This window comes from Pikeienuella piscinae, from assembly GCF_011044155.1.
Taxonomy (GTDB): Bacteria; Pseudomonadota; Alphaproteobacteria; order Rhodobacterales; family Rhodobacteraceae; genus Pikeienuella; species Pikeienuella piscinae.
Map to the genome: position 1 here is coordinate 2,521,703 of NZ_CP049056.1, position 12,438 is coordinate 2,534,140.

A 12,438-nucleotide genomic window follows, 5' to 3' on the forward strand; every position below is an offset into this window, starting at 1 on the left:
CATGAGCGACCGGAACGAGGATATCCGCTACGAGAAGGATTCGGACGGGATCGTCACGATCACGCTCGACATGGCCGGCCAGTCCGCCAACACGATGAGCGCGCGCTATCTGCCGGCGATGGACTGGGCGCTGGCGAAACTGAGGGCGGAGGACGGGCTGACGGGCGTCGTCTTCGCTTCGGCGAAGAAGACCTTCTTCGCCGGCGGCGATCTCAATCTTCTCGGCTCGATGGAGAAGGCCGACGCCGAAACCCTGCGCTATGTCGAGGAGAACAAGCGCCCCTATCGGGAGATCGAGAAGCTGCCTGTTCCCTGCGTCGCCGCGATCAACGGCGCGGCGCTCGGTGGCGGCTATGAGCTCTGCCTCGCCTGCAACCGCCGCATTCTGCTCGACGATCCGAAGGCGGTGGTGGGCCTGCCGGAAGTGACGCTCGGCCTTCTGCCCGGCGCAGGCGGCGTCGTGCGCCTGACCGCGCTTCTGGGCCTGCAAAAGGCGCTGCCGATCCTGCTGGAAGGCAAGCATCACGCGCCGGAACAGGCGCTGAAGCTCGGCCTTGTCGACGAGATCGTCGCGACGCGGGAGGAACTGATCCCGGCCGCCAAGGCGTGGATCAGGGCCAACCCGGAGGCGCATCAGCAGCCCTGGGACGCGAAGGGCTTTCGCTATCCCGGCGGCGACGCGACCAGCCCCCAGCTTCGCCCGGTGATCCAGATGGCGCCGGCGATGCTGGTGAAGAAGACCCGCGGCCTGACGCCCGCCCCCGAGAAGATCCTCGACATCGCGATCAACTCGATGCGGATGAGCTACGACGCCGCGCTCCGGGTGGAGAGCCGCGGCCTCGTCGCGCTGATGGTGACGAAGGAATGCAAGGCCGCGATCGGCACGTTCTTCTTCGGCATGCAGGCGATGAAATCCGGCAAGGCGCGGCCCGAGGGCGAGGTCTGGACGCCGAGATCGGCCGCCATTCTCGGGGCCGGGATGATGGGCGCCGGCATCGCCTGGGCGAACGCCGCGGCCGGGTTGCCGTCGGTCCTGAAGGACACGAGCATCGAGAACGCGGAGAAGGGCAAAGCCTATTCCGCCGGGCTCGCGGGGAAACGGGTCGAGCGGGGAAGGATGGACGAGGCCGGGCGCGACGCGCTTCTCGTCCGGATCACGCCGACGGCGGCGGATGCGGATTTCGACGGCGTCGACCTGATCATCGAGGCGGTGTTCGAGGATGTCGCGCTGAAGGAGAAGGTGATTCCCGAAACATTCGGGCGGCTCGCGCCCGGCGGGATCTATGGCTCCAACACCTCGACCCTGCCGATCAGCCTGCTGGCCGAAAGCTGCCCGGAGCCGACGCGCTTCATCGGTCTGCATTTCTTCTCGCCTGTCGACAAGATGAAGGTGGTCGAGATCATCCTCGGCGAGGAGACCTCGGACGAAACGCTCCGCAAGGCTTATGATTACGTCCGCAAGATCGGCTACATGCCGATCGTGGTGAGGGATTCGCGCGGTTTCTTCACCTCGCGCGTCTTCGGAACCTACATGGATGAGGGCCAGGCGCTGCTGATCGACGGGATGAGCCCGGCGGCGATCGAGCGGGCGGCCTGGAAGATCGGTATGCCGGTCGGCCCGCTCGCGGTGCATGACGAGGTCTCGATGGTGCTCTCGAAGAAGGTGCATGACACGCATCTCGCGCTCGATGAGCGGCTCGGGGTGAAGGACGGCTTTCCGGCCGACGCCTCGCACACGAAAGCGGTCGGTCACGAGATGGTCGCGATGGGCCGCGGCGGGCGCCGTTACGGCGGCGGCTTCTATGACTATCACGCCGACGGAACCAAGACGCTCTGGCCCGGTCTCGCGCAGTTCAGCCAGGGCAACGGCGCGATCCCGATGCAGGAGGCCGAGGATCGGCTGATTTACCGGCAGGCGATCGAGACGCTCCGCTGCCTCGACGAGGGCGTGCTTCGGTCCGAGGTCGAAGCCAATCTCGGCGGCATTTTCGCCATCGGCTTTCCGGCCCATACCGGCGGCGCGATCCAGTTCATCCGCGGCGTCGGGATCGAGGCGTTCGCGGCGCGCGCGGCCGAGCTGGCCGAAGCGCATGGCGACCGGTTCAAGGTGAAACCATCGGCGCTGGAGCGTTTGCGCGCCGCCTGAGGCCCGGCCCCTGCGCCTGGCCGCGGGATGCGGAGGAGGAGCGCCAGAGATGGCCGTAACACCTTTCGACAGCGCGCTCTGGCGCGAACTTTATGGCGACGCGGAGCTTCAGGCGCTCTTCACGGACAGCGCCGAGATCCGCGCGATGCTGCTGGTCGAAGCCGCGCTGGCGCGCGCGCAGGCGCGGCTCGGCGTCGTGCCCGAGACGGCGGCGGCGGCGATCGGGCGGGCGGCGGAGACGGTGATGATCGATCCGGCCGCGCTGGCGCCCGGCGCGGCCTCCGCCGGCGTGCCCGTTCCGGCGCTGGTGGCGGCATTCCGCGAGGCGATCGCGGCCCCCGAACATGCGCGGCACGTCCATTTCGGCGCCACCAGTCAGGACATCGTCGACACCGGGCTCACGCTGCGGCTCCGCCGCGCGCTCCAGATCATCGACACGCGGCTCGAGGCGCTGACCGCCACGCTTGGCGAAAAGGCGCGCGCGGAGGCGGATACCGCGATGGCCGCCCGCACCCGCAGCCAGATCGCGACGCCAACGACGTTCGGCGCGCGGATCGCGGTCTGGCGCGCGCCGCTCCTGCGCGCCCGTGACCGGCTGGCGGAACTGCGCCCCCGGCTCTTGCGCATATCTCTCGCCGGCGCTTCCGGTACGCTCGCGGCGATGGGCGCTTCCGGGCCGCAGGTCGCCGCGCTGATGGCGGAGGATCTGCGCCTTGGGCATGATCCGGTTCCCTGGCACGCGGCGCGCGACAATATCGCCGAACTCGGCGGCGCGCTGACGCTGATCACCGGCGCGCTCGGCAAGATCGGGCTGGACCTGACGCTGATGACCCGCTCGGAGGCGCGCGAAGCCGCGGCGGGGGCGCCGGGCGGCTCCTCTACCATGCCTCAGAAGGCGAATCCGGTGGGGCCGGAGACGCTGGTCGCGCTCGCCCGCGCCAACGCCGGTCTGATCGGGCGGCTCTACGAGGCCCAGCTTCACGCCGAGGAGCGCGAGGGCGCGGCCTGGGCGCTCGAGTGGCTGACGCTGCCGCAGATCGTTATCGCCGCCGGCGCAGCGCTTCGGCATGCTCAGGCGTTGGCCGACACCCTGGAGGCCCGGCCCGATGCGATGCGCCGGACGATGGCGGCGACAAACGGGCTGATGCTGGCCGAGGCCGCGACATTCGCCCTCGCCCCGCATGTCGGGCGACCGGAAGCCGAGGCGCTGGTAAAGGCGGCCTGCCGGCGCGCGGCGGCGCAGGAGCGGCCGCTGGCGGCGCTGCTGGCGGAGATGAGCGACGCGCCCGTCGACTGGGCGGCGGCGCTCGACCCCGGGGCCTATCTTGGCGCCGCTCCGGCGATCGCGCGCGGCGACTGAATTCAGTTCAACGCCGACTGAAGCACGCGCCGGGCGTTCTCTCCCGCGATCAGCGCCAGCTTCTCCGGCGGGAACAGGGGCTCGCCGGCGCCGTCATCCGCCGCCGCCAGCGCCGCGACGACATGACTGACGCCGGTCACATCGAAGGCGGTGGTCACCGCGCCGTCGAAGTCGGAGCCAAACCCGAGATGCTCGTGGGGGTCGTAGCGCCCGAAACGGCCGATCATCTCCTCCTCGAAATCCTCGGCCGAGAGAATCGCCAGCGCGGCGCGGAATGTCTCAACGATCCGCCCCATCTTTTCCGCGAAACTCTGCGTGTCGCTCCAACCCATCGCGCCGCGCCAGAAGCCGATCCCGATCATGCCCCCGGTCGCGGCGACGGCGCGGATGTCGCCGACCGAGAGATTGCGCGAGATCGGGTTCACCGCCTTCACGCCGCAGTGCGAGACGATGACCGGGCGCGGTCCTTCGTCCCGGGTCAGCGCGATGCCGCAGGCCTCGCGAATCACGGCGGGCGAAGCGTGCGCGAGATCGAGCGCGATCCGCCGCTTCAGGCAGGTCTTCACGAAGCGCCGGCCGGCGGCGGAAAGCCCGACGCGGCCGTCGGAATCCTCGTTCGAACCGCCGAGTCCGTTCGAGAACCGATGCGTCGGCGCCATCATCCGGTAGCCGGCGGCGTAAAGCTCGTCGACCGCGGCCTCGACCTTTTCCCGGGGCGCGCTGGCGCGCTGCCAGTGCAGCCCCTCCAGCGCCAGCATCACGCCGATCTCGGGCCGGGCCGGGCCGGCGCGCGGCCTCAGCCGGTCGAAATCCGCCGCCTCCAGAATCGGCAGCGCGCGGAACGGCGCATGCCGGTCCTGGCTCGCCTCGATCATATCGTGAAACCGGCGCGCGATGCGCAGCGCCCGACGCCGTTTCAGCCCGTGCCGTCGACCGCGACTGAATATCTCGGTCGGGAAAAGCGCATGCGACTGGTCGAAGCCGCGCGCGTTCACGACCAGGCGTGAATCCTCACGCCGGAAGGGCAGCGGCGTCCAGGTCGGCGCGGCGAAGACCTGAAGCCCGACGCCGGACGCCGCCAGTCGCGGCCCGTCGAGATGCCCGCCGGAGCGCGGCGCCAGCGGCTCTATCCCCCAGAGCAGCGTGTCGGCGTGAAGATCGGCGAGGAAAAGCCCGGACGCCGCCTCATGATAAGGCAGGTCGCGCAGATCGGTGTGGTTGGAGGCGCGTTCGGCCATCCGGGCGATGGCGCCGGGCAGGCCGCGCGGCAACGTCGTGGCGTCGACGGGTGTCATGTCCGATCTTCGTTCAGTCGGGACGATTCATCGCGAAGACGTCCTCGATTATTGCGTAATCCAGATAACCCATTCGCGCCAGAGGTCTGAACAGCGACGGAACGACGAATCCGTCGCGCAGGATCTCATCCGCGATATGGACCCCGACCACCTGCCCGAACACTGTCGTGTTTTCGCCCGGCCCGTCGTTCGGCAACTCGACAAGCCGGATCAGGCGGCACTCGAAGCAGGCCGGGCTTTCCGCGACCCGAGGCGCGGAGATCAGCTCGCAGGGGGACTCGGTCACACCGACCGCGTCAAACTCGTTCTCGCCGGCGGGCAAATGAGCGGAGGAGGCGTTCATCTCATCCTTGAGCGCCGCCGGCACGATGTTGACCGCGAACTCCCGCGTTGCGCGGATATTGGCGAGCGTATCCTTGCGCTCGTCCTCCAGATCCCCGGTCTTGGCGCCGGTGAAAGCGACGGAGACGATCGGCGGCGTGTATGCGGCGGCGTTGAAAAAGCTGAACGGCGCGAGATTGGCCGCGCCGTCCGGGTCGCGGGTCGAGACCCAGGCGATCGGGCGCGGGGTGATCAGCGCGTTGAACGGATTGCGCGGCAGGCCGTGATCGTCCTGGCCGGGACGGTAGAACATAAATCTTCCCTCGGTTTCCCGCGCTGGACGCGGCGGTCGCGCGCATGCTACCGCCCGGCGGGACGGGCGCAAGGGGGCGATGGAGACTCCCGGCGGCGCCGGGCGGCAGGTGCAGGCGTCATGTTTACCTTGAGTGAGGAACGCGCGGCGGATCAGGATGAGGTCGAATGGCTTTACGACCTCGCTTTCGCGCCGGGACGGCGGGCGCTCTCCTCCTATCAACTCCGTGACGGCGTGGCGCCGGTCGCCGATCTTTCTTTCGTCGCGCGCGACGAGTTGGGGGTTCTCGGCGGCGCCATCCGCTACTGGCCGGTGAGGATCGGCGCCGCCGGCGCGCCGGCGTTGCTTCTCGGTCCGATCGCGGTGCATCCGACGCGGCAGGGAGAGGGGCTGGGCGCGCTCCTGATGATGGAGACGCTGACGAGGGCGCTGGAGCGCGGCTGGGGCCGCGTCGTTCTGGTCGGCGACGAGCCCTATTACCGCCGCTTCGGCTTCAGTCGGGAAGCCGCGCGCGCATTGACCTTTCCGCCGCCCACCAATCCGGACCGCCTGCTCGCGCGCGCGCTTGCGGCGGGCGCATTCGATGGCGTCGAAGGTGAAGTCAGGCGCTGGGAGCCGGCGGGGGCGTAAGCCAACCGCGCGCCGGACGCGAATGCAACTATCGCGTGCAGATCGATTCACGCTCGTCTCTTCGGAACATTTCGACAACAACTCGGCGGGAAGAAAATCCTGCCCGGCGCCTGTTGCATAAAGCGCGAAATACATTCCTATCCAATCAAGTAAAAGGGGCTTGCAATTGGCGATAGCTCTTTTAAATAAGGCGCGAACAAGAAAGTGGCTTTTCAGGGGCGCATACCGCGTGCGGTGGATGTCGGGTGCGGTTGAAATCGTCGGGGCTGAGACAAGTCCACTCGCAACACGTACGTATCAGGAGATGTAAATTGACGGATGACCAACTGGACAGGTCGGAGCTTCTGGCGCTCACGTCTGAAATTGTATCATCGCACGTGTCGAACAATGCGGTGAATCAAAGCGATCTGACGACGATGATCGAATCGGTGTTTGGGACGCTCGCCGGCCTTGCGCATCCGCAAGAGGAACCGGTTGTGGAATTGAAACCGGCGGTTCCGGTCAAGAAGTCCATCACCGACGACCACATCGTCTGCCTCGAGGACGGCAAGAAGCTGAAAATGCTGAAGCGCCACCTCAAGACCGCCTATGACATGACCCCAGAGGATTACCGCGCGAAATGGAGCCTGCCGGCGGATTATCCGATGGTTGCGCCCGCATATACGCGCAAGCGCCAGGAACTGGCGAAGAAGATCGGCCTCGGCCGCAAGAAGAAGCGCTGATCCGGCGCGCCCGTTGCGGGCGCGGCCGGAGACGGGTAGAACGCGGCGCGCCGCCGGAACTCCGGCGGCGCGCCGCTTAGTTATCAAGGGGCCGGAAATGGCCGCGCCGAAAAAGCTCTACATCAAGACCTATGGCTGTCAGATGAACGTCTATGACAGCGAGCGCATGGCCGAGGCCATGGCGGGCGCCGGCTATGTCGAAACGGCGACGCCCGAGGGCGCCGACATGGTGCTGCTCAACACCTGTCATATTCGCGAAAAGGCGGCCGAGAAGGTATATTCCGAACTCGGGCGCATCCGGAAACTCGCGGATGCGAAGCGCGCCGCCGGCGACCGGATGCTGGTCGGCGTCGCCGGCTGCGTCGCACAGGCCGAGGGCGAGGAGATCGTCCGCCGCCAGCCGCTGGTCGATATCGTCGTCGGACCGCAGGCGTTCCACCGGTTGCCCGAAATGGCGGCGCGCGCTGTGGCCGGCGGCGGCGCGGTGATCGACACGGATTTCCCCGAGGACGACAAGTTCGCCGCGCCCCGCCCGAAGGCGCGGCGCGCGCCGGCGGCGTTTCTCACGGTGCAGGAGGGTTGCGACAAGTTCTGCGCCTTCTGCGTCGTTCCCTATACGCGCGGCGCGGAAATCTCGCGCCCGGCGGCGAAGGTGCTGGCGGAGGCGCGCGATCTGGTGGCGCGCGGCGTGGTCGAAATCACTCTCCTTGGCCAGAACGTGAACGCCTGGCGCGGCGAAGCGCCGGACGGCGCCGGGCGCTGGGGGTTGGGCCGGCTGATCCGGGAGCTGGCGGAAATCGACGGGCTGAAGCGCATCCGCTACACCACATCGCATCCGAACGACATGGACGAGGACCTGATCGCCGCGCATGGCGAGGTGGACGCGCTGATGCCCTATCTGCACCTGCCGGTGCAATCCGGCTCCGACCGGGTGCTTAAGGCGATGAACCGGCGCCATACCGCATCGGCCTATCTGCAGCTGATCGAGCGGATTCGCGCCGCGCGTCCCGATCTGGCGCTCTCGGGGGATTTCATCGTCGGCTTTCCCGGCGAGACCGAGGCCGAGTTCGAGGAAACGATGGCGCTGGTGCGCGAGGCGAACTACGCGCAGGCCTACTCGTTCAAATACTCTCCCCGCCCCGGCACCCCGGCGGCGGACCTGCCGATGGTCGACCCCGACGAAGCGTCGGAACGGCTTCAACGGCTTCAGGCGCTACTCGGCGCGCAGCAGGCGGCGTTTCAGGAAAGCTGCGTCGGGCGCACGCTGCCGGTGCTGCTCGAGAAGCCGGGCCGGCGGGCCGGCCAGATGATCGGCCGCTCGCCCTATCTTCAGGCGGTCCACATGCACGCCGACGCCAATCTCGCCGGGCGGATCGTCGAGGTCGACATCGTCGGCGCCGGCCCGAACTCGCTCAAGGGGCGGCTCGCGGCCTGACGGCGCAGACTGTCGGGACGGCGAATCACGTCTGCGGTTGAAGGTCTCGCGACCCTAGCAGCGCGGCCGCGCCGATCATCATGCGCCGCAGATCCGGTTCGAAAGCCCGAACGAGCGGCGTTTCAGCGCGTTCGCGGCGCGGACGCCGAGCCAGCCCCAAAGCAGCAGGGTCGCGCCATCGATCACCAGATATGCCGCGCCAAGCGCAAGGAGTTGCGGAGTTACCGGCGCCGTGGGATCGATGAATTGTGGGAAAAGCGCGCCGAAAAACACGACCGCGAAGGGATTCGCCATCGAGGTGACGAAGCCCTGCCGAAACCGGTGGACGGGGGGGGCCGGTCCTGCTGGCGTCGACGCTCTTCTCGCTGGGCATGGTCAGCCTCAAGCCGATCCAGACGAGATAGGCGACGCCGATCCACCTGATCAGGGCGAAAGCACCCGCTGAAGTCGCTATGATCGCCGCCAGCCCGAAGGCCGCCGCCGCCATCTGGATCCAGTTTGCGGTCAGGTCGCCTGCGATCGTGAACGCGCTTCGCTTAAGCCCGTACCGGATGCTGTTCGAGATGATCAGGAGTTGGCTCGCGTCCGGCGGGAACGCGAAGAAGACGGCGACGGCGGCGAGGCAAAGGAGATAGACGTCGAGGGACATGGGGCGGCCCCGGCGCGAATCACACGACATTGGTGGCGAATCTCCTGGCGTCCAACCTACCTCTGCGCCGCCTTCGCCGGTGTTTTCCGGGCGGGTGCCGCCAATACCCGTCGGCGCCGGTTGCCAAATCCCTCACGCTCCGGTCATCTCTCGCCAGATGACAAGCGAGGACCCATGAAGACCGGCGGCGAAATTTTGATCGAGTGTCTCCTGGCGGAGGGTGTGGAACGTCTCTTCTGCGTGCCCGGAGAGAGTTATCTCGCGGCGCTCGACGCGCTGCATGGCGGCGCCATCGAGGTGATCAACGCCCGTCAGGAGGGCGGCGCGGCGATGATGGCGGAGGCCGACGGCAAGCTGACCGGGCGGCCCGGCGTCGCCTTCGTCACGCGCGGGCCGGGCGCGACCAACGCCGCTTCGGGCGTGCATGTCGCCAAGCAGGATTCGACGCCGATGGTGCTGTTCGTCGGCCAGATCGGTCGACGGATGAAGGGGCGGGAGGCGTTTCAGGAGGTCGATTACCGTCAGACCTTCGGCGACCTCGCGAAATGGGTCGAGGAGATCGACCACGCCGACCGGATCCCGGAGGTCATCTCCCACGCCTGGCATGTCGCGATGAGCGGCCGCCCCGGCCCGGTGGTGCTGGCGCTGCCCGAGGACATGTTGAGAGAACAGGCCGAAGCCGCGCCGGCGCCCATGACGCGCGTCGCCGAACCGGCGCCGTCGCCGCGCGAGGCTGCGCACTTCGCTGCGCTGCTGGCGGAAGCGAAGCGGCCGGTTCTCGCGCTCGGCGGTTCGCGCTGGGACGCGGACGCGGTCGCGGCGGCCCAGCGCTTCGCGGAGCGCCATGACCTGCCGGTCACGGTGACGTTCCGCCGGCAGGGGCTCTTCGATCATGAGCATCCGAATTACGCCGGCGATCTCGGCATCGGGCCGAGCCCGAAGCTGCGCGCGCTGGTCGCGGAGAGCGATCTCCTGATCCTGCTCGGCGCGCGGATGTCGGAGATGCCGTCGCAAGGGTTCGAGCTGCTCTCGATCCCGACGCCGCAGATGAAGCTCGTCCACATCCATCCGGGGGCGGAGGAACTGGGCCGCATCTATGCGCCCACGCTGGCGATCAACGCGACGCCAGGCGTCTTTCTGGAATCGATGGAAAGCGCCCCTCCGCGCGGCCGGACCGGCGCCGCCGAAGCGGCCCACGCCGCCTATCTCGACTGGTCCGGCCAGCCGCCCGCCACGCCCGGCGATGCGGAGATGGGGCCGGTGATGTCACATCTTCGCTCTGTCGCTCCGGACGCCGTGATCACCAACGGCGCCGGGAATTACGCGACCTGGATTCACCGGTTCTGGCGGTTTCGCCGCTTTGGCGCGCAGCTTGCGCCGATTTCCGGCTCGATGGGCTACGGGCTGCCGGCGGCGGTGGCGGCCAAGCTCCGCGACCGCGACGCGGAGGTGATCTGCTTCGCCGGCGACGGCTGCTTCCAGATGACCGGACAGGAGTTCGGCACGCTGGCGCAATACGGCCTCGGCGTGATCGTGATCGTCGTCGACAATTCGATCTACGGCACGATCCGCATGCATCAGGAGCGCGACTATCCGGAACGGATTTCGGCGACCGATCTGGTGAATCCGGATTTCGCCGCCCTCGCGCGCGCTTATGGCGGCCATGGCGAGACGGTGCTGAAGACCGCGGAATTTCCCGACGCCTTCGCCCGCGCCCGCGCCGCCGGCAAGCCGGCGATCATCCATATCAAGACCTCCGCCGAGGCGATCACGCCGACGGTGACGCTATCCGGGCTTCGGGCGCGGAGCCGGTGATGCTGTCGAGAAGGCGCATCACCTCGGCCGCCTGATCGTCATAGCTGATGATTTCCGCCGCGATCCGGGCGCGCCCCTCCTCGCTCGGGTCCGGAACGCCGTCATCGACCAGTCGCCGCACGGCGCGGCGAAGCATCCTGGCGGAGCCGAAACCCGGCAGGATCGTCGCCGTGTCGCCGTCGATCAGGTGTTCGACCGGGGCGCCGCAATCGGTGGCGAGGACATGCACCCCGCGCTGCGCCGCCTCGCGGCTGGTGAGGCCGAAGGTCTCCTTCCAGGTCGAGAGGAAGAGAAGGACGTCGAGCCCGGCGAAAAATTCGTCGATGGTCTCGCGCGTATAACCGGGAACGATGGTCACATGCCGCGCGAGCGGTCCGAACTTGTACTGCTCCCACCAACTCGCGCTGATATGCGTCGCGGCGTCGACGACGACCAGTTCGACCTTTTCCGGATCCAGCGCCTTGAACGCGCGCTCAATCATCGCCCAGCCCTTCAGCGGCCCCGGCCCGCCGATATAGCCGAAGCGCAATCGCCGCGACGGCTTCGCCACGCGCTTCGCGGGGTAATCCGGGCCGGGCGCGGTGACGCCGTTCGGCAGGACCAGGCCGGTCGCTTCGGGCGCTCCGTTGCGCTCATATTGCGCGCGGGCGGTGCGGCTCGGATAGGTGACGACCGCCGGTTTTCGCAATGTGGCCAGCGATTTTTCCCAGCGCGCGTCGAGCGTCTTCGCGTCATGCACGCAGGATGCGCAGACCTTCCTGTCGATCACCTCCTGACCGCAATAGCGGCCGAGATGATTGAGCATGAAGATCTTCTCACAGAGCCACCAGTAATCATGCGTGGTCAGGATGGTCGGCGCGCCGGCCTCGTCAAGAGCGTCGATCAGACCCGCGCCGAGTCCTTGCACGCAATGAACATGCGCCGCGTCTGGCTTCAACTCATCGATCAGGCGACGGATCGCGGCCGTCATCGCGGGGTTATCGAAGTCGACATAGGGGACGCGCATGCCCCCGAGATTAATCGTGTAGTGATCTATCCCCCCAGGCAAGCGGGTGCGGATCACCGTCGGCATCTGCTGATCGCCATAGGCGGAGAAGGAAAGCGCCGTGACGCGCCATTCGCCGCTCGCGGCGACCCTTCGCGCCAGTTCCTCCGCCACAATCGTGGCGCCCCCGAAAGACCGCGGCGCGAACCAGACATTGCAGACGAGAAGATGTTTCATGCGGCCCGTATCGGCTCATTGGCGAGTTGACGCAAAGCCGAGCGAAGCGGTTCGGACAACTCGGCGGTCTCGATGAACGCCAGGCGCGCGGCCTTCGCGCGCTCGGGGTCCGTCGCGGCCTGCGGCAAGCCGAGGCGCGCCGCCTCAAGACTGAGCGCCGGGAAGGCCGGATCGTCCACGAGGTCGAGAAAGGTGACGCCGCCGGCGGTCTGCAAGGCGGAAACGATCGAGAGCGGCGCGTAAGTCAGCGACCGCGTCACCGTCAGGCGCGCGCCGGTTCCGGGCGGCGCGCGAAAAACGCCGCCGGCCAGCGCGGCCTCCCAACTGCGGGTCAGGCCGCGCAGACCGAGCGTGTCCGGCCCTTCGTCCGCGGCGCGGCCGGCGCGCCGTTTCGCCGCCTCGCGCCGCAGGATCCACGGAATGTCGCCCGGACGCGAAAGCGCGGCGCCCAGGAAATAGGCGATATCCTCCATTTTCGGGGGTTTTCGCGCGAGGTCGACAATGAATGACATGATGTGCGAGGTAGCAGC

General features: G+C 67.9%; 11 protein-coding genes and 1 pseudogene. 6 read left to right on the forward strand and 6 right to left on the reverse strand.

Annotated features, from left to right (window positions below):
* Position 1 precedes the first annotated feature (1 nt).
* Positions 2–2,146: a 3-hydroxyacyl-CoA dehydrogenase NAD-binding domain-containing protein gene (locus G5B40_RS12065; protein ID WP_165098949.1), complete on the forward strand. Its 2,145-nt coding sequence runs from the start codon at positions 2–4 to the stop codon at positions 2,144–2,146.
* Between the two features lie 49 nt (positions 2,147–2,195).
* The gene (gene pcaB / locus G5B40_RS12070) at positions 2,196–3,506 is read left to right on the forward strand and encodes a 3-carboxy-cis,cis-muconate cycloisomerase (protein ID WP_165098952.1); all 1,311 of its coding nucleotides are present in this window, start codon (positions 2,196–2,198) and stop codon (positions 3,504–3,506) included.
* A gap of 2 nt (positions 3,507–3,508) precedes the next feature.
* On the opposite strand, the gene G5B40_RS12075 is transcribed toward pcaB, so the two are convergent.
* On the reverse strand, positions 3,509–4,801 hold the full coding sequence (locus G5B40_RS12075) for a dipeptidase (RefSeq protein ID WP_165098954.1): 1,293 nt from the start codon (positions 4,799–4,801) through the stop codon (positions 3,509–3,511).
* Between the two features lie 13 nt (positions 4,802–4,814).
* Positions 4,815–5,435: a flavin reductase family protein gene (locus tag G5B40_RS12080; protein ID WP_165098957.1), complete on the reverse strand. Its 621-nt coding sequence runs from the start codon at positions 5,433–5,435 to the stop codon at positions 4,815–4,817.
* A gap of 120 nt (positions 5,436–5,555) precedes the next feature.
* On the opposite strand from G5B40_RS12080, the gene G5B40_RS12085 reads away from it, so the two are divergent.
* The 3 genes from G5B40_RS12085 (at position 5,556) to miaB (ending at position 8,222) form a co-directional block, all read left to right on the forward strand.
* The gene (locus G5B40_RS12085; protein ID WP_165098959.1) at positions 5,556–6,065 is read left to right on the forward strand and encodes a GNAT family N-acetyltransferase; all 510 of its coding nucleotides are present in this window, start codon (positions 5,556–5,558) and stop codon (positions 6,063–6,065) included.
* A 245-nt stretch (positions 6,066–6,310) separates the two neighbouring features.
* Positions 6,311–6,787 carry a Ros/MucR family transcriptional regulator gene (locus G5B40_RS12090; RefSeq protein WP_281350501.1) on the forward strand — a complete coding sequence of 159 codons (477 nt, stop codon included), beginning with the start codon at positions 6,311–6,313 and terminating at the stop codon, positions 6,785–6,787.
* Positions 6,788–6,884: 97 nt separating this feature from the next.
* Positions 6,885–8,222, forward strand: coding sequence for a tRNA (N6-isopentenyl adenosine(37)-C2)-methylthiotransferase MiaB (miaB, locus tag G5B40_RS12095; protein ID WP_165098961.1), 1,338 nt, complete (start codon positions 6,885–6,887; stop codon positions 8,220–8,222).
* A gap of 78 nt (positions 8,223–8,300) precedes the next feature.
* Here miaB and G5B40_RS21400 read toward each other — a convergent pair whose 3' ends face one another.
* Together G5B40_RS21400 and G5B40_RS21405 are read right to left on the reverse strand one after the other, a co-directional pair.
* A complete protein-coding gene (locus tag G5B40_RS21400) occupies positions 8,301–8,516 on the reverse strand; it encodes a hypothetical protein (protein ID WP_281350502.1) in 216 nt (71 codons plus the stop codon).
* Positions 8,517–8,661: 145 nt separating this feature from the next.
* Positions 8,662–8,901, reverse strand: a pseudogene (locus G5B40_RS21405) (hypothetical protein); the annotation flags it as partial.
* A gap of 144 nt (positions 8,902–9,045) precedes the next feature.
* Here G5B40_RS21405 and G5B40_RS12105 point away from each other — a divergent pair.
* Entirely contained in the window at positions 9,046–10,686 is a 1,641-nt protein-coding gene (locus tag G5B40_RS12105) for a thiamine pyrophosphate-binding protein (protein WP_165098964.1), read from the forward strand.
* On the opposite strand, the gene G5B40_RS12110 is transcribed toward G5B40_RS12105, so the two are convergent.
* Positions 10,640–11,908, reverse strand: coding sequence for a glycosyltransferase family 4 protein (locus G5B40_RS12110; RefSeq protein ID WP_165098967.1), 1,269 nt, complete (start codon positions 11,906–11,908; stop codon positions 10,640–10,642). The genes G5B40_RS12105 and G5B40_RS12110 overlap by 47 nt on opposite strands.
* A complete protein-coding gene (locus tag G5B40_RS12115) occupies positions 11,905–12,420 on the reverse strand; it encodes a hypothetical protein (RefSeq protein WP_165098969.1) in 516 nt (171 codons plus the stop codon). Before G5B40_RS12115 ends, G5B40_RS12110 begins: the two co-directional genes overlap by 4 nt.
* Between the last annotated feature and the right edge of the window lie 18 nt (positions 12,421–12,438).